The organism is Cellulomonas fimi (genome assembly GCF_028583725.1).
In the GTDB taxonomy this organism is placed as follows: Bacteria; Actinomycetota; Actinomycetes; order Actinomycetales; family Cellulomonadaceae; genus Cellulomonas; species Cellulomonas fimi_B.
The window spans coordinates 2871834-2888952 of the sequence record NZ_CP110680.1; the positions used below are offsets into that span (position 1 = coordinate 2871834).

The 17119-nt window shown below is 75.4% G+C and carries 13 protein-coding genes; 9 read left to right on the plus strand and 4 right to left on the minus strand.

Annotation, left to right across the window (positions count from 1 at the left end; translation table 11 throughout):
* Positions 1-88: 88 nt before the first annotated feature.
* Positions 89-703: a DsbA family protein gene (locus tag OOT42_RS12975; protein WP_273651617.1), complete on the minus strand. Its 615-nt coding sequence runs from the start codon at positions 701-703 to the stop codon at positions 89-91.
* 209 nt (positions 704-912) lie between these two features.
* Between OOT42_RS12975 and pepN the strand changes: the two genes are divergently transcribed.
* Complete coding sequence (pepN, locus tag OOT42_RS12980) at positions 913-3513, plus strand: aminopeptidase N (protein ID WP_273651618.1); 2601 nt, start codon at positions 913-915, stop codon at positions 3511-3513.
* Positions 3514-3654: 141 nt separating this feature from the next.
* On the opposite strand, the gene OOT42_RS12985 is transcribed toward pepN, so the two are convergent.
* Positions 3655-4236, minus strand: a complete 582-nt coding sequence (locus OOT42_RS12985; RefSeq protein WP_273651619.1) for a toxin — start codon at positions 4234-4236, stop codon at positions 3655-3657.
* Between the two features lie 32 nt (positions 4237-4268).
* Positions 4269-6425: a 4-alpha-glucanotransferase gene (gene malQ, locus OOT42_RS12990; protein WP_273651620.1), complete on the minus strand. Its 2157-nt coding sequence runs from the start codon at positions 6423-6425 to the stop codon at positions 4269-4271.
* Positions 6426-6580: 155 nt separating this feature from the next.
* Between malQ and OOT42_RS12995 the strand changes: the two genes are divergently transcribed.
* The gene (locus OOT42_RS12995) at positions 6581-8752 is read left to right on the plus strand and encodes a prolyl oligopeptidase family serine peptidase (RefSeq protein ID WP_273651621.1); all 2172 of its coding nucleotides are present in this window, start codon (positions 6581-6583) and stop codon (positions 8750-8752) included.
* Positions 8749-9942, plus strand: coding sequence for a mechanosensitive ion channel family protein (locus OOT42_RS13000; protein WP_273651622.1), 1194 nt, complete (start codon positions 8749-8751; stop codon positions 9940-9942). The genes OOT42_RS12995 and OOT42_RS13000 overlap by 4 nt, the downstream gene beginning before the upstream one ends.
* Positions 9943-10024: 82 nt before the next feature.
* Here OOT42_RS13000 and OOT42_RS20305 read toward each other — a convergent pair whose 3' ends face one another.
* Positions 10025-10255, minus strand: a complete 231-nt coding sequence (locus OOT42_RS20305) for a glucose PTS transporter subunit EIIB (protein ID WP_041553366.1) — start codon at positions 10253-10255, stop codon at positions 10025-10027.
* A 151-nt stretch (positions 10256-10406) separates the two neighbouring features.
* Between OOT42_RS20305 and ptsP the strand changes: the two genes are divergently transcribed.
* From ptsP to OOT42_RS13035, 6 genes are all read left to right on the plus strand, one after another.
* Positions 10407-12098 carry a phosphoenolpyruvate--protein phosphotransferase gene (gene ptsP, locus OOT42_RS13010; protein ID WP_273651624.1) on the plus strand — a complete coding sequence of 564 codons (1692 nt, stop codon included), beginning with the start codon at positions 10407-10409 and terminating at the stop codon, positions 12096-12098.
* Positions 12099-12174: 76 nt separating this feature from the next.
* Positions 12175-12558 (plus strand): globin, encoded by a 384-nt coding sequence (locus OOT42_RS13015; protein WP_273651625.1) that lies wholly within the window; start codon positions 12175-12177, stop codon positions 12556-12558.
* A gap of 25 nt (positions 12559-12583) precedes the next feature.
* Positions 12584-13456: an acyl-CoA thioesterase gene (locus OOT42_RS13020; RefSeq protein ID WP_273651626.1), complete on the plus strand. Its 873-nt coding sequence runs from the start codon at positions 12584-12586 to the stop codon at positions 13454-13456.
* A 51-nt stretch (positions 13457-13507) separates the two neighbouring features.
* Positions 13508-14506 carry a DNA topoisomerase IB gene (locus OOT42_RS13025; RefSeq protein ID WP_273651627.1) on the plus strand — a complete coding sequence of 333 codons (999 nt, stop codon included), beginning with the start codon at positions 13508-13510 and terminating at the stop codon, positions 14504-14506.
* A gap of 106 nt (positions 14507-14612) precedes the next feature.
* Positions 14613-16370 carry an SDR family oxidoreductase gene (locus OOT42_RS13030; RefSeq protein ID WP_273654840.1) on the plus strand — a complete coding sequence of 586 codons (1758 nt, stop codon included), beginning with the start codon at positions 14613-14615 and terminating at the stop codon, positions 16368-16370.
* On the plus strand, positions 16367-17119 hold the full coding sequence (locus OOT42_RS13035; protein ID WP_273651628.1) for a glycosyltransferase: 753 nt from the start codon (positions 16367-16369) through the stop codon (positions 17117-17119). Before OOT42_RS13030 ends, OOT42_RS13035 begins: the two co-directional genes overlap by 4 nt.

Here is a 17119-nt window from a genome sequence, read left to right on the forward strand (position 1 = left end):
GCCACCGGGGCCGGTCGCGCGCGCCGTCCGGAGGCGCGGCCGGCCCCGGCCGAGGGCGGGACCGGCCGGGGACGTCGGCGCGCTCGCGTCAGACGGCGGGGCCGACCGTGCGCGTGCGCTTGAGCTCGTAGAAGCCGGGCACCTGGGTGACGAGCGCGAGCCCGTCGAAGAGCCGACCGGCGGCCTCGCCCGTCGGGGCGGGCGTGATGACGGGGCCGAAGAAACCGACGCCGTCGATCGCCACGACGGGCGTCCCGACCTCGTCCCCGACGAGGGTGATCGCCTCGCCGTGCGAGGCGCGCAGCAGGTCGTCCACCTCGTCGGTGGCGCCCACCTCGGCGAGCTCGGGCGGCAGGCCGACCTCGGCGAGGGCCTCCTCGACGATCGCCGCCGTGTCGGTGCGCCGGTCGGTGTGGCGGCGGGACCCGAGCGCGTCGTAGAGCGGCTTGAGGACCTTGTCGCCGTGGTCGCGCGCGGCCGCGACGAGCACGCGCACCGGCGCCCACGAGTCGTCCATGAGCGCGCGGTACGTCTCCGGGAGGTCGCGCCCCTCGTTGAGGACGGACAGGCTCATGACGTGCCAGCGCACCTCGACGTCCCGCACGCGCGTCACCTCGTCCATCCAGCGCGACGTCAGCCACGCCCACGGGCAGGCCGGGTCGAACCAGAAGTCCACGACGGGGCGGGTGTCGGTGACGGTCACGGGTGCTCCTCGGGTCGGGCGGCGGTCGCGGGCGCGGCCGCCCGCAGTCTCACCCGCGGCGGGTGCCGGGCGCACATCGAGCCGTCCACAGCCCACCCCTCGGGACGGGCGTCCCACAGGCGGGCGCCGCGGGTCGGCGGACGGAACCCTCGCGCGTGCGATGATCGGTCCCGGCCACGAGCCGTACCCCTTCTCGAAGGAGAGCCAGCGTGCCCGCTGAGAACCTCACCCGTGCCGAGGCGCGCGAGCGTGCCTCGGTCGTCAGCCCGCAGTCGTACGACGTCACGCTCGACCTGACGACCGGCCCGGCGACGTTCGCGTCGCGGACCGTCGTGCGGTTCACGGCGACGCCCGGCGCGAGCACGTTCATCGACCTCATCGCACCGGCGGTGCACGAGGTCACGCTCAACGGCCGCACGCTCGACGTGGCCGAGGTGTTCGCCGACTCGCGGATCGCGCTCGACGGGCTCGCCGCCGAGAACGAGCTCGTGGTGGTCGCGGACGCCGCGTACATGAACACGGGCGAGGGCCTGCACCGCTTCGTCGACCCGGTCGACGACGAGGTCTACCTGTACTCGCAGTTCGAGGTCGCCGACTCCCGTCGCGTGTTCGCGGTCTTCGAGCAGCCCGACCTCAAGGCGACCTTCACGTTCACCGTGACCGCGCCCGCGCACTGGGTCGTCGTGTCGAACTACCCGCAGGTCGGCGAGCCGCAGCCCGTCGAGGGCGGGGTCAACCGCAACGGCGGCGTCGACAAGGGCACCGCGACGTGGCGGTTCGAGACGACCCCCCGCATGTCGTCGTACATCACCGCGGTCATCGCCGGTCCGTACCACGGCGAGCACGGCGAGCTCACGAGCAGCGACGGCCGGACCGTCCCGCTCAGCGTCTACTGCCGCGGGTCGCTCGCCGAGCACCTCGACACCGACAACATCCTCGACATCACGCGCGCCGGCTTCGCGTTCTTCGAGGACAAGTTCGGCGTCCCCTACCCGTTCGCGAAGTACGACCAGCTCTTCGTCCCCGAGTTCAACGCGGGCGCGATGGAGAACGCGGGCGCGGTCACGTTCCTCGAGTCCTACGTGTTCCGCTCCAAGGTCCCCGAGGCGACCATCGAGCGCCGCGCGGTCACGATCCTGCACGAGCTCGCCCACATGTGGTTCGGCGACCTCGTGACGATGCGCTGGTGGGACGACCTGTGGCTCAACGAGTCGTTCGCCGAGTACGTCTCGACCCTCGCGACCGCCGAGGCGACCGCCTGGACGAGCGCCTGGACGACGTTCTCGTCGCTCGAGAAGAACTGGGCGTACCGGCAGGACCAGCTCCCGTCGACGCACCCGATCGTGGCCGACATGCGCGACCTCGAGGACGTCGAGGTCAACTTCGACGGCATCACGTACGCCAAGGGCGCGAGCGTCCTCAAGCAGCTCGTGTCGTGGGTCGGCCAGGACGAGTTCTTCGCCGGTGTCCGGGCCTACTTCGCGAAGCACGCGTGGGGCAACACCGAGCTGCGCGACCTGCTCACCGAGCTCGAGACGACGAGCGGCCGGGACCTGTCGTCGTGGTCGGCGCTCTGGCTCGAGAAGGCCGGCGTCACGCTGCTGCGCCCGGAGATCGAGGTGGACGCCGACGGCACCATCACGTCGTTCGCCGTCCTGCAGGAGGTGCCCGACGAGCACCCGGTGCAGCGCCCGCACCGCCTCGCGATCGGCGGCTACGACCTCGACCCCGCCACCGGCCGCCTGGCGCGGACCCTGCACCTGGAGCTCGACGTCGACGGCGCCCGCACCGAGGTCCCGCAGCTCGTGGGGCAGCGCCGCCCGGCGCTCGTGCTCGTGAACGACGACGACCTCGCGTACGCCAAGATCCGGCTCGACGACGCGTCGCTCGCGGCGGCCATCGAGCACCTCGGCGCGTTCGACGACTCGCTGCCGCGCACGCTCGTCTGGACGGCGGCCTGGGACGCCACGCGCGACGGCGAGACGCCCGCCCGCGACTTCGTCGACCTCGTGCTCGGCAACATCCTCCACGAGACCGACTCCTCGGTCGTGCTCGTGCTGCTCCGCCAGCTCACGACGTCGCTGGACCTGTACGTCGCGCCCGAGCACCGTCGCACGACCGCCGTCGCGGCCGCCGACCGGCTGCTCGAGCTCGCCCGCGCCGCGCAGGCGGGGTCGGACACGCAGCTCCAGCTCGTCAAGGCGTTCGCCGCCCGTGCCGAGACCGACGCCCAGCTCGACGCGGTCGCCGCGCTCCTGGACGGTCGCGAGGCGCTCGACGGCCTGACCATCGACACCGACCTGCGCTGGGAGCTCCTCACGTCGCTGGTCACCGGCGGCCGCGCGGGCGAGACGGACATCGCCGTGCAGCTCTCGGCCGACGCCACCGCCACGGGCCAGCGGGCCGCCGCAGCGGCGCGTGCCGCGGTGCCGACCGCCGAGGCCAAGGCTGCCGCGTGGGCGGCCGTCGTGGACGGGGACGACCTGCCGAACGCGATCCAGGCCGCCACGATCGCCGGCTTCGGGCGCGTGCACGACCGCGGTCTGCTGCTCCCCTACGTCGAGCCGTACTTCGCCGCGCTCGCCACGGTGTGGGCTGACAAGACCAACGAGATGGCGCAGAACATCGTCCTCGGGCTCTACCCGACGGACCTCGCCGACGACGACCGCGTCGACGTGCTCGGCGCGACCGACGCGTGGCTCGCGGCCCAGCCCGACGCGGCGCCCGCGCTGCGCCGGCTCGTCGCCGAGAACCGCGACGGTGTGCGACGCGCGCTCGCCGCGCAGGAGACGGACCGCCGCAGGGCGTGACGGCCCGACGGCGGCCCGGCGGCACGCCCGCCGGGCCGCCGTCGTCGCCGGCTCGTCCCTCGTGCGTCGAGCCGAGCCCGGTGTGACGGCGCTGCGGTTCGACCGGGCTCGGGTTGCTCGCGTGCGGGCGTGGAGGGGCGGTCAGCCGGACTCGGGTGACGAGCGCGCGGCCACCGGGCGCAACGACTCCAGCCAGCGCTGGGTCTCCCGCGGGTGCCGCAGCCGGATCATCGCGACGTCGCCCGCGTCGTGCAGCGCGCCGTACTGGGCCCGGTAGCGGGCGTGCTGCGTCCACGACCACAGCACGACGTTCTCGTCGGGGTCGCGGCGCAGCAGGTTGCGCAGCCGCTCCCGGTTGCCGTGCCACAGCTCCTCGCGCAGCAGACCTCGGCGCAGCGTGCGGACGACGACGCGCCGCATGACGACCCGTCGCGGGTAGTCGAGCCAGACCAGCGCGTCGGCGTCGTCCAGCAGACCGTGCCGGTGCGAGTTCCAGTTGCCGTCGGTGACCCAGCCGTCGCGCGCCTCGGGCGAGGCGAGGAACTCCCGGACGATCGCGTGCGCCTCGGCGAGGTCGCGCTTCGTCCACTCCTCGGCCCAGAACACCGCGTCCAGCTCGAGGTGACCGACCCCCAGGCGCGCGGCGGCCGCGCGGGCGAGCGTCGTCTTGCCGGAGCCGGTGTTGCCCACCACGCGCAGGCGGCGGAGGACGGGTTCGGGCATCCGACGATGCTCCCACGCGCCCGCGCGCACGGTCAGGGTGTGATCGACCAGCGACCCTCGTTGAGCACCTGCGCGAGCGAGTGCAGCCGCGCGTTCGTGAACAGGTCGTCGACCAGCACGACCTGCCCGGAGCTGTCCGCGAGCGGCACCTTCCAGTTCGGGTACTCCTGGTCCGTGCCGGGCTGGTTCTGCGCGCGCCGCTCCCCCACGGCGTCCGCGAGCGACACCCCGACGAGCACCGACGGCGTCGCGAGCACGTACCGGTGCAGCGCCTCGACGATCTCCCGCTCGGACGGGTCGTCGCCGAGCAGGTCCCGGGCGCGCAGCGCCGCGAGCATCCGGTCGCGCTCGGCGGCGGCCGCGGCCCGGACGGTGGCGACGGGTTCGGTGAGCAGGCCGAGGCGCTCGCGGATCGCGACGTGCTCGCCCGCGAGGTAGCCGGCCGTCGGGGGCAGGTCGTGCGTCGTCACGGTCGCGAGGACGAGCTCGCGGTAGTGCTCGGGCGCGAGCGGGTCGCCGTTCATGTCCCGCTCGAACCACAGCACCGACGTGCCGAGGATGCCGCGCTCGGACAGGTAGTCGCGCACCCACGGCTCGACGACGCCGAGATCCTCGCCGATGACGATCGCGCCCGCTCTGTACGCCTCGAGCGCGAGGATCCCGACGAGCGCCTCGTGGTCGTAGCGCACGTACGCGCCCTCGGACGGCGTCGCCGCCCCCTCGGGGACCCACCAGAGACGGAACAGGCCCAGGACGTGGTCGATGCGGATGGCGCCCGCGTGCCGCAGCACGGTGCGGAGCATGTCGCGGTACGGGCGGTAGGCGGCGCGCGCGAGGGCGTCGGGCTGCCACGGCGGCTGCGACCAGTTCTGGCCCTGCTGGTTGTACATGTCGGGCGGCGCGCCGACGCTCGCGCCGCGGGCGAGCACCTCGCCGAGCGACCACACGTCGGCCCCCTGCGGGTGCACGCCGACGGCGAGGTCGTGCATGATCCCGATGGTCATGCCGTTGTCGAGCGCGGCGCGGTGCGCGGCGGAGAGCTGCTCGTCGGCGACCCACTGCAGCCAGCGGTGGAAGGTCACGCGCTCGGCGAGCTCGGCGCCCGCGGCGGCGACCGCGTCCGAGCCCGGGTCGAGCAGCTCGGACGGCCAGGTGCGCAGGTCGGGGCCGTGCTTCTCCGCGAGCGCGCACCACAGCGCGAACACGTCAAGGCCGGGTCCCTGCTCCTCGACGAACGCGTCGAACGCGGCCTGGCGCGCCGCGGACCGCTCGAACGCGAACACGACCTCGAGCGCCGCGCGCTTCGCGGTCCACGCCGCGTCGCGGTCGATCGGGCCGGGGTCGGTGTCGAGGGCGATCGCCTGCTCGCCCGCCCACTCGACGAGCGTCCGGTCGGCCGCGGACAGGTACGCGGCCTCCGGCACCTCCTCGACGCGGACGTACAGCGGGTTGACGAAGCGGCGGGTGGTCGGGAGGTAGGGCGACGGCGTGAGCGGGACCTGCGGCTCGGCGGCGTGCAGCGGGTTGATGAGCAGGAAGTCGGCGCCGCGCCGAGCGGTCATGGCACCGAGGTCCGCGAGGTCGACGAGGTCGCCGACACCCCACGACCGGCGCGATCGCACGGAGTACAGCTGGGCCATGAAGCCCCACGCGCGGCCCCCGTCGAGCGTGTCGGGCACCTCGAGCCGGTCCGGGGTGACGACGACCGCGCAGCGTGCGCCGGCACTCGGCCCCTCGGCGTGGATCTCGTGCCAGCCGAGCGGGAGGTCCGCCGGAAGCGTGAACGTCGCACGTCCGACGAGCCGGCCGTCGACCAGCCGCGGGGGCACCGGCACGTCGGCCTGCGTGACCTCGCGCCGCCCGCCGCCGACCTCGGGGTCCAGCTCGAGCCACACCTCGACGGGGTCCTCGTGCGTGACGTGCACGGGCACGTGCGCCTGCCGGCCCTCCCGGACGACGACGACTGGGGGCAGCGTGCGCCGCCACGGCGAGTCCTCGCGGTGCGCGAGCGCGAGCTCGATGCGCTCGGGGGACGACGCGTCGACGCCGAGCGCCCGGAGGACGCCCTGCAGGGTCTGCGCGGACGCGACCTTGTGCCGGCCGTCGAACCCCCAGTAGTCGGGGGTGATGTCGTAGGCGGCCGCGAGGCGCAGCAGCGCCTCGGACGGGGTCTGCTGGTCGTCGGCCACGCCCCGATCCTGCCAGAGGCCCCCGGCCGGACGCAGGACGAAGAGGGCGCGCCGACCAGCGGCGACACGCACCGTCCCGGCGGGCAGACCGCCTCCGGCGTGCGCGCGCCGCCCTGGACGCGGGTCGCCCGGAGCGCGTCGTAGCCTTGCGGACCATGACGGTCCCCGCACTGCGCCCCTACCCGTCCGCCCACCGCCTCGACCTCGTCGAGGACCTGCACGGTCATCGCGTCGCCGACCCGTACCGCTGGCTCGAGGACGCGACCGACGCCGACACCCGGGCGTGGTCGCAGGCCCAGGACGAGCTGTACGCCGAGTACCGCCAGACGCTGACCGCGCGCGTCGGCGACGGCCCGTGGTCCGCGGACCGGCTCACCGCCCGGCTGCGCGAGCTGCTGGGCGCGGGCGTCGTCGGTGCTCCGGCGTGGCGCGGCGACCGGTACTTCTTCGTCCGGCGCACCGGCGAGCAGGAGCACGCGGTCGTGCTGGTCTCCGAGCCGGACCCCGACGCGGAGGGCGGGCGCCGCGAGCGCGTGCTGATCGACCCCGTGGCGCTCGACCCCGCGGGCACGACGACGCTCGACTCGTGGCAGCCGTCGAAGGAGGGGCACCTGCTCGCGTACCAGGTGTCGCACGGCGGCACCGAGGAGAGCGTGCTCCACGTGCTCGACGTCGCGACGGGCGAGCTCGTCGACGGGCCGGTCGACCGGGCGCGCTACTCCCCCGTCGCCTGGCTGCCGGGCGGGGAGGCGTTCTTCTACGTGCGTCGGCTCGCCCCGGACTTCGTGCCCGCCGACGAGCAGCAGTACCACCGTCGTGTCTGGCTGCACCGCGTCGGCACGTCACCGGACTCCGACGTCGAGGTCTTCGGCGACGGGCTCGACCTGACGAACTACTACGGCGTGTCCGTGTCGCGCGACGGCCGGTGGCTGATCGTGTCCGCGTCGGCCGGGACGGCGCCGCGCACCGACGTGTGGATCGCCGACCTGACCGCGCCCGGAGGCGTCGAGGCGCCCGCGTTCGTCGAGGTCGCCGTCGGGCTCGACGCGCAGACGGGCGCGTGGGTCGGGCGTGACGGGCGGCTCTACGTCCACACGGACCTCGACGCGCCGCGCGGGCGCCTCGCGGTCACCGACCCCACGAGCCCCGGGGTCCCGCACTGGCGCACGCTCCTCGCGGAGGACGAGACGGCGGTCCTGGAGGACGTCGCGTTCACCGACGGGGGCGGCGACGACCGCACGCCCACGCTCCTGGTCGCGTCGTGGCGGCGGCACACGGTGTCCGAGCTGACGGTGCACGACCCGGCGACGGGCGCACCGCGCGGCACCGTCGGCCTGCCCGGGCTCGGCTCGGTGTCCGGACTGGTCACGCGCCCCGACGGCGGACCCGACGTGTGGTTCTCCTACACCGACCACACGACCGTCCCGAGCGTCCAGCGCTTCGACGCGACCACCCGCACCACGACGCTCTGGGCGGCTCCGCCCGGGACGGTCGCGGACGTCCCGCCCGTGCGGGCGCAGCAGGTCGAGGTGACGAGCGCCGACGGGACCGTCGTGCGCGCGTTCGTGCTCGCGCGGGCTGACGCGCTCGACGCCGACGGCCGCCCGCACGCGCCCGCGCCGACGATCCTCTACGGCTACGGCGGCTTCCAGATCTCGCTCGACCCGGCCTACTCGGCCGCGACGCTCGCCTGGGTCGAGGCCGGTGGCGTGTACGTCGTCGCGAACCTGCGCGGCGGCGGCGAGGAGGGCGAGGGCTGGCACCGGTCGGGCATGCGCGCCCACAAGCAGAACGTGTTCGACGACTTCCACGCGGTCGCGGAGCACCTCGTCGCAGCGGGCTGGACCACGCCCGACCGGCTCGCCTGCTGGGGCGGCTCGAACGGCGGCCTGCTCGTCGGCGCGGCCCTCACGCAGCGTCCCGACCTTTTCGCGGCCGTCGTCTGCTCGGCGCCGCTGCTCGACATGGTGCGGTACCAGCGCTTCGGGCTCGGGGTGACGTGGACCGAGGAGTACGGCGACGCCGACGACCCCGTCGAGCTCGGCTGGCTGCTCGGGTACTCGCCGTACCACCGCGTCGTCGACGGCACCGCCTACCCCGCGACGCTGTTCACCGTCTTCGACGGCGACACGCGCGTCGACCCGCTGCACGCGCGCAAGCTCGCCGCCGCGCTCCAGGCCGCGACGAGCGCCGACGCCGACCGGTCGCCCGTCCTCGTGCGCCGGGAGACCGGCGTGGGGCACGGCGCGCGCGCCCTGTCCCGCTCGATCGCGCTGACCGTCGAGCAGCTGCAGTTCGTCGCCGACCGCACCGGGGCCGCCCGATGAGCCGCACGCTCGCGGGTGCGGTCGCCGCCGCGCCGTCGCCCGCCCCGTCCGAGTCGGACGTCGTCCTGCTGCCGGACGACAAGACGTCGCCCAACGCGTGGCTCGAGTGGTTCCTCGGGCTCCCGCTGCGGATCCTCATCATCGTCGCGGTCGGCAGCATCACGCTGGTCCTGCTGCGGCGGGCGATCCGCGGCGTCACCGACCACGTCGCCGACGGCACCCCGTGGTTCCAGCGCGGCGTCATGCGCCCCCTCGGCGACTCCGACGTCGCCCGCACGCTGCTGCGCGCCGCCGACCCGCTCGCGACCGCCCGCCGCGCGCAGCGCGCCCGCACGCTCGGGTCGGTCCTGCGGTCGACCGCCACGGTGGTCGTCGGGACGATCATGGTGCTGCTGATCCTCGCCGAGCTCGGGGTCAACATCGCGCCGTTCATCGCGTCGGCCGGCATCGTCGGCGTCGCGCTCGGCTTCGGTGCGCAGAGCCTCGTCAAGGACTTCCTCACCGGCCTGTTCATGCTGCTGGAGGACCAGTACGGCGTCGGTGACGTCGTCGACGTCGGCCCCGCGACGGGCACCGTCGAGGCCGTGACGCTGCGCGTCACCAAGATCCGCGACTCCGACGGCACGCTCTGGTACGTCCCGAACGGGACGATGCTGCGCGTCGGCAACAAGACGCAGGGCTGGGCGACGGCCGTCGTCGAGATCGACGTCGACTACTTCGCCGACCTCGACGAGGTGCGCGCGCTCCTGCACGAGGCCGCCGCGCGCGTCGAGGCCGACCCGGCGCTCGGGGCGCACCTGCAGGGCACACCCACCATCACCGGGATCGAGCGGCTCAGCGCCGACGCGATCACGCTGCGGCTCAAGGTCCGCACGTCGCCCGCGATGCAGTGGGACGTCGCCCGGGCGCTGCGGACCGCGACCCGCGACGTGCTCGAGCGCGCCGACGTGCCGCTCGCGGGCCAGCGCGACCTGCTCAAGGCCCATCGTGACGCGCTCGCGGGCGTGGAGCCGGCCGCGCAGGCCGCCGAGCCGGACGACGGCCAGGACGACCCCGACCGGGCCACCGGGCCGCAGGACGAGGAGACGCGGGACGCCCCGCCGCCGCGCGACCCGCACGACACACCCGTGCACGACGCCGTCGAGCAGCGCGACGCGCGCCGTGCGGCACCGCCGAGCGACTCCGCCTGACGGTCGCCCGGTCGCCGGTGACCGGGGGCAGGAACGCCACCGGCCGGGCCGCAGGAGCGGTCCGGCCGGGAAGGTCGACGGGTCAGCGCAGCGACTCGAGCTCCGCCGCCAGGTTGTCGGCCTCGGGGCCGACGATCACCTGGACGATGTGCCCGGACCGCACGACGCCGAACGCCCCGCTGGCCTTGAGAGCCGCCTCGTCGACCAGGTGGGCGTCGCTGACCTCCACGCGCAGCCGCGTGATGCACGGCTCCAGGTCGACGACGTTCCCGTCGCCGCCCAGCGCAGCGAGGATCTGCTCTGCCTTGCTCATGGAACTCCCCACGTCAGCGGCGCCGGCCGGTCGGCGCGCATCGTCAAGCCTAACCCCGGTGCGCCCGCGGGGCCGGTGCGTGTCCGGCTGGCATCCGGGCGCCCCGACGGTCGAGACTGCCGTGCAACGTCGACGAGGAGGTCGTTGCACCGTGAGCCCCCACCCGCCCACCGTCGTCACCGGCATCGGGGTCGGCCCCGGCCGCGCGGTGGGACCCGCAGCGTTCCTGCCCGCGCCGGTCGCCGAGCCGCCGTCCGGACGCCGGCTGCCGCCGGGCACCGACTACGCCGCGCAGGCGGCGCGCGTCGGCGAGGCGTCCGCACGCGTGCAGGCCGCGCTCGACGCCGCCGCGCTGCGGGCCGAGGGCGAGAGCGCCGACCTGCTGCACGCGACCGCGGCGATCGCGGCAGACCCGACGCTCGTCGCCGACGCCGAGCAGCGTGTGCTGACGGACCGCCTCGTCCCCGAGCGCGCCGTGTGGGAGGCGGCCGACGCGGTCGCCGAGCAGTTCGCGGCCCTCGGCGGCCTGTTCGCCGAGCGGGTGCGGGACATCGAGGACGTGCGCGACCGGCTCGTCGCCGACCTGACCGGCCGCCCCGCGCCCGGCCTGCCCGAGCGCGACCACGCGTACGTGCTCGTCGCTCCCGACATCGCGCCCGCGCTCGTCGCGACGCTCGACCCCGAGCAGGTGCTCGCGATCGTCACCGGTGCGGGTGGCCCGACGTCGCACACGGCGATCCTCGCCCGCGCTCGCGGCATCCCGTGCGTCGTCGCGGCGCGCGGGATCGAGGCCGCGCTCGACGAGGGCGACGAGGTGCTCGTCGACGGCGGCGCGGGCACCGTGACCGTCACGCCGGACGAGGCCCAGGTCGCCGCCGCACGCGCGCTCGCGGCCCAGGTCCGCACGTTCGACGGGCACGGCCGCACCGCCGACGGTCACCGCGTCGAGCTGCTCGCCAACGTCGGGAGCCCTCAGGACGCGCTCGACGCCGCCGCGCAGGGGGCCGAGGGCGTCGGGCTGTTCCGCACCGAGTTCGTCTTCCTCGACCACGACGAGGCGCCCGGCGTCGACGAGCAGGTCGCGGCCTACCGCCAGGTCCTCGCCGCGTTCGCCGGCCGCAAGGTCGTCGTGCGCACGCTCGACGCGGGAGCCGACAAGCCCCTGCCGTTCCTCGCGGGCGACGTCGAGGCCAACCCCGCGCTCGGCGTGCGCGGCCTGCGGACGTCCGTCGCGCACCCCGAGGTGCTCGAGGACCAGCTCACCGCGATCGCGCGCGCCGCGGCCGCCGAGTCGGCGACCGTCTGGGTCATGGCGCCGATGGTGGCGACCGTCGACGAGGCGCAGGAGTTCGTCGCCGCGTGCGCCCGGCACGGGCTCGACACGGCCGGCGTCATGGTCGAGGTGCCGAGCGCCGCGCTCCTCGCGGGCCCGATCCTCGCGCACGCCGCGTTCGCCAGCATCGGCACCAACGACCTGACGCAGTACACGATGGCCGCGGACCGCGTCCTCGGTGCCGTCGCGCACCTGTCGTACGCGTGGCAGCCCGCGGTGCTCCAGCTCGTCGCGGCGACCTGCCGCGGCGGCGCGCAGCAGGGGCGGCCCGTCGGCGTGTGCGGGGAGGCCGCCGCGGTCCCCGCGCTCGCCGTCGTGCTCGTCGGGCTCGGTGTGACGTCGCTGTCGATGACGCCGCGCGCGCTGCCCGACGTCGCCGCGGTGCTCGCCGCGACCTCGCTCGACGAGTGCCGCCGGCTCGCGACGCTCGCCCTCGCCGCGCCGACGGCCGCCGACGCGCAGGAGGTGGTCCGCGCGGGGCTCCCGGTGCTCGCCGAGCTCGGGCTGTGACCCGTCTCCGCCGACGGCCGCCGGGGTGACCGACGCCTCGTCCGGGCGAGGACGGGAGCGTGTGAGGATGGTCGGCGTGAGACCCGACTCGTTCTACGAGGCCGTCGGCGGGCACGACACGTTCGTGCGGCTCGTCGACGAGTTCTACCGCGGCGTCGCCGACGACCCGGTCCTGCGCCCGATGTACCCCGAGCAGGACCTCGGCCCCGCGGCCCAGCGGCTGACCATGTTCCTCGAGCAGTACTGGGGCGGTCCGACGACCTACGGGGACCAGCGGGGCCACCCCCGCCTGCGCATGCGGCACGCGCCGTTCAAGGTCAACCCGGACGCGCGCGACCGCTGGCTGCGGCACATGCGCGTCGCCGTCGACTCCCTCGACCTGGCCCCGCTGCACAAGGCCGAGCTGTGGGACTACCTGGAGCGCGCGGCGCACTCCCTGCTCAACACGTTCGAGGACTGACGCGGGCCGTGGGACGCTTCGGGGCATGAGCGACGCGCCCGTCTCCCCCACCGCCGCCGTGCTGGACGCCCTCGACCTCGTCCCGGACCCGGCCGTCGCGGACCAGTTCTCGGGGCACAGCCTGCCCCAGCCCAACGGGCGGGTGTTCGGCGGCCAGGTGCTCGCGCAGGCGCTGCTCGCCGCGGGGCGCACGGTCGACGCCGACCGGCTCCCGCACTCGCTGCACGGGTACTTCCTGCGCGCGGGCGTCGTCACGGAGCCGATCACGTTCGCGGTCGAGCGGCTGCGCGACGGCCGCTCGTTCACGGCCCGGCGGACGCACGCGCTGCAGGGCGGCCTACCGATCCTGTCGCTCATCGCGTCGTTCCAGACCGAGCAGGACGGCGTCGACTACGCCGACGAGATGCCGCACGACGTCCCGGCCCCGGAGGACGTGCCCTCCGCGCTGGACCTGCTGGGGACCATCGACCACCCCGCGGCGAAGTTCTGGGCGCAGGAGTCCGCGTTCGACGTGCGGCACGTCGGCGGCTCGATCTACCTCGGCCGCGCGGCGGAGGTGACCGGACGGCAGCAGGTGTGGTTCCGGTCGCGCGACCCGCTGCCGGACGACCGCCTCCTGCACCGGGCGCTCCTGGCGTACGCGTGCGACCAGGTGATGCTGGAGCCCGTGCTGCGACGCTCCGGCCGGTCCTGGGTGACGCCCGGCATGTCGATCGCGAGCCTCGACCATGCGATGTGGTGGCACCGCGACGCGCGCGTCGACGACTGGCTGCTGTACGTGCAGACGTCGCCCAGCGCGCAGGGCGGTCGCGGCCTCGGGGCGGCGCGGGTGTTCACGCGCGACGGGACGCTGGTCGCGTCGATCGCGCAGGAGGGCATGGTCCGCTTCCCGGACTGACGGTGACGCGCTCGCCGCGCGGGACGCGCGTCGTCGGGTGACACTCCCGGCATGGTCCGCCTCCGACGTGTCCGCATCGACGCCCCCGGCTGGACGCGCCGTCGCGCCGGCAAGGGCTTCGTCTACCTCGACCTGGAGCGCGTGCGGATCACGCAGGACGAGCACCTCGAGCGGATCGTCGGGCTCGCGATCCCGCCCGCGTGGCGCGACGTGTGGATCAGCCCGTGGCCGAACGGCCACATCCAGGCGGCCGGGCTCGACGACGCCGCGCGCCGCCAGTACCTGTACCACGCGCAGTGGCGGCTGCGCCGCGACCGGCTCAAGCACGACCACGTGCTCGACGTCGCCCGCCGCCTGCCCGCCGCTCGGCGCCACGTCGAGCGCGACCTCGCCGTGCCGGGCATGCCGAAGCAGAAGGCGCAGGCGCTCGCGTTCCGGCTGCTCGACCTCGCCTACCTGCGCGTGGGCGGCGAGGGGTACGCCGCGAAGCACGGCTCGTTCGGGCTCGCGACGCTGCGCAAGGACCACGTGCGGGTGCTGCCGCCCGAGCCGGGGTCCGACGAGGGGCGCGTGCACCTGCACTTCCCCGCGAAGTCCGGGCAGGTGCGGGACACGGTCGTCGAGGACGACGTCGTCGCGACGCTCGTCCGCACGCTCGTGCGGCGGCGCGACGACATGGACGACCTGCTCGCGTGGCAGGACGACGACGGCGTCTGGCACGACCTGACGAGCGTCGACGTCGGGCAGTACGTGAAGCTGCGGCTGGGCGACGACGCGTCGGCGAAGGACTTCCGGACGTGGCACGCGACCGTGCTCGCGGCACGCGGCCTGGCCGCCGCCGGGCCCGCCCCGCGCAGCGACCGGGCGCGCCGCAGCGTCGTGACGCAGGTCGTCAAGGACGTCGCCGAGGAGCTCGGGAACACGCCCGCGGTCTGCCGGGCCTCGTACATCGACACGCGCGTCGTCGACCTGTGGGAGCGCGGGGAGACGATCCGCCCGACCCGGTCGCAGCGCGTCGCGGAGCGCGAGACGTTGCGGCTGCTCTCGTGACGCCCGTCCGCCGGCCCGACGTGCGGGCCGCGCGCCGTCCACGGAGACTGCCTCGATGAGCCCCCACGACGCCGCACCGCCACCCACCCAGCCGTCGGACGGCTCGATGGTGGCCGACGCGCCGGGTGCCGACGACGCCGCGCTCGCGCCCGAGCCGGTCGCCGCGACCCTGCCCGGGCTCGTGCCGGGACCCGGTCCCGACGGACGCCCGCGCCCGGACGCCCCGCTCGTCGCGGTCACGGGCGTCACCGGCTACGTGGGCGGTCGGCTCGTGCCCGAGCTGCTGTCCGCGGGGTACCGGGTGCGCGCGCTCGCGCGCTCGCCGCAGCGCCTGCGCGGGCGGCCCTGGGTCGGCGACGTCGAGGCGGTCGAGGCCGACGCGTCGGACCTCGACCAGATCCGGGCGGCCCTGGAGGGGGTCGAGGTCGCGTACTACCTCATCCACTCGCTCGGGTCGGGTCGCACGTTCGAGTCGCGGGACCGCACGACCGCGCTCACGTTCGCCCGCGCGGCGCGCGAGGCGGGCGTGCGACGAATCGTCTACCTCGGCGGCCTGTACCCCGAGGGCGAGGACCTGTCGCCGCACCTCGCGTCGCGCACCGAGGTCGGCGAGATCCTGCTCGCGTCGGGCGTCCCGACGACCGTCCTTCGCGCCGCCGTCATCCTGGGCTCGGGCTCGGCGTCGTTCGAGATGATGCGCTACCTCACCGAGCGCCTGCCCGCGATGACGGTGCCCCGCTGGGTCGAGAACCGCATCCAGCCCATCGCGATCCGCGACGTGCTGCGCTACCTCGTGGGCGCCGCGTCGATGCCGCCCGCGGTCAGCCGCGGGTTCGACATCGGCGGCCCGGAGGTCCTCACGTACCGCGACATGATGCAGCGCTACGCGGCCGTCGCCGGCCTGCCCCGCCGCGTGATCGTCGGCGTCGGCGTCCTGACGCCGCGGCTGTCGAGCCTGTGGGTCTCGCTCGTGACTCCCGTGCCGGGCGGGCTCGCGCGGCCGCTCGTCGAGTCGCTCGTGCACGAGGTCGTGTGCGACGAGCACGACATCGCCCGCTGGGTGCCCGACCCGCCCGACGGGCTCGTCGGCTTCGACCGGGCCGTGCGCCTCGCACTGCGTCGCGTCCACGACGCGGCCGTGTCGACGCGCTGGTCGTCCGCGTCCGCGCCGGGCACGCCGAGCGACCCGCTGCCGTCCGACCCGGGCTGGGCCGGCGGCTCGCTGTACGTCGACGAGCGGCGGGTCACCGTCGACGCGTCTCCCGCGGCGCTGTGGCGCGTGCTGGAGTCCGTCGGCGGCGAGAACGGGTGGTACTCGTGGCCGCTCGCGTGGCGCGTGCGCGGGCTGGGCGACCGGCTCGTCGGCGGGCCGGGGCTGCGGCGCGGGCGGCGCGACCCGTGGCGGCTGCTCGTCGACGACGCCGTCGACTTCTGGCGCGTCGAGGAGGTCGAGCCGGGACGGCTCCTGCGGCTGCGGGCCGAGATGCGTGTCCCCGGTCTGGCGTGGCTCGAGCTGCGCGTCGAGACCGACGACGACGCGGGCACGGACCGCGACGGCGCCGCGGAGGACCGCTGGCGTCGGCCGCCCGCCGTGTTCGCGCAGCGCGCGCTGTTCCACCCCCGCGGGCTCCTCGGCCAGCTCTACTGGTGGTCGGTCGCGCCGTTCCACGGCGTCGTGTTCGGCGGGATGCAGCGCAACGTCGCGCGCGCCGCCGAGCGCGCGGAGCGGGCCCGCACGGACCGGGTGCGCGCGGACCGCCCGGCGTCGGCACCGGCGGGGACGGCAGCGGCGGGAACGGCACCGGTGGGAACGGCACCGACCAGCGACGACCGGCGGCCGTCGGACGCGGCGGCGGGCGCATGACCGCCCCGAGCGTCTCCGTGGTCGTCCCCTCGCGCGACGACGCCGCGCTGCTCGACCGGTGCCTGACGGCACTCGCGGCGCAGACCGTGCCGCCCGTGCAGGTCGTCGTCGTCGACAACGCCTCGCGTGACGACACCGCCGCCGTCGCGCGCCGGCACGGGGCCACCTGCCTGCACGAGCCGACGCCGGGGATCTGGGCCGCAGCCGCGACCGGCTACGACGCGGCCGTCGGCGACGTCATCGCCCGCTGCGACGCGGACAGCGTCCCGCCGCCCGACTGGATCGAGCACCTCGCGTCCGCGTTCGCCGCCGACCCGGCGCTCGCGGCGGTCACCGGACCGGGGCGTTTCGTGGGGCTGTCGCGCCTCTGGCGCGTGCTGGCCGACGTGCTGTACATGCGCGCGTACCGCGTCCTCATGGGCGGCGCCCTCGCGCACCCGCCGCTGTTCGGCTCGAACCTCGCGATGCGGCGGTCGGTCTGGGAACGCGTCGCCGGCTCGGTGCACCGGACGCGTCAGGACCTGCACGACGACGTCGACCTCAGCTACCACGTCGGCGACGTGGGGACGATCCGGCACGACCCCACGCTCGTCGTCGGCATCTCCGCGCGGCCGCTGCGGGACTGGCGCGGGCTGTGGGGGCGCGTGCGGCGCGGGCTGCGGACGATCGACGTGCACCGCCCCCACGACGCGCCGTCCCGGCGGCACCTGCGCCGCTGGCGCGCCCGGCCGGGCCGCGCGACGCCCTGA

Excerpts from the sequence above, each read along its gene's own strand:
- OOT42_RS12985 (WP_273651619.1), bottom strand. The coding sequence starts at position 4,236 with ATGCCCGAACCCGTCCTCCGCCGCCTGCGCGTGGTGGGCAACACCGGC.
- OOT42_RS12995 (WP_273651621.1), top strand. The coding sequence starts at position 6,581 with ATGACGGTCCCCGCACTGCGCCCCTACCCGTCCGCCCACCGCCTCGAC.
- OOT42_RS13000 (WP_273651622.1), top strand. The coding sequence starts at position 8,749 with ATGAGCCGCACGCTCGCGGGTGCGGTCGCCGCCGCGCCGTCGCCCGCC.
- OOT42_RS20305 (WP_041553366.1), bottom strand. The coding sequence starts at position 10,255 with ATGAGCAAGGCAGAGCAGATCCTCGCTGCGCTGGGCGGCGACGGGAAC.
- OOT42_RS13020 (WP_273651626.1), top strand. The coding sequence starts at position 12,584 with ATGAGCGACGCGCCCGTCTCCCCCACCGCCGCCGTGCTGGACGCCCTC.
- OOT42_RS13025 (WP_273651627.1), top strand. The coding sequence starts at position 13,508 with ATGGTCCGCCTCCGACGTGTCCGCATCGACGCCCCCGGCTGGACGCGC.
- OOT42_RS13030 (WP_273654840.1), top strand. The coding sequence starts at position 14,613 with ATGGTGGCCGACGCGCCGGGTGCCGACGACGCCGCGCTCGCGCCCGAG.
- OOT42_RS13035 (WP_273651628.1), top strand. The coding sequence starts at position 16,367 with ATGACCGCCCCGAGCGTCTCCGTGGTCGTCCCCTCGCGCGACGACGCC.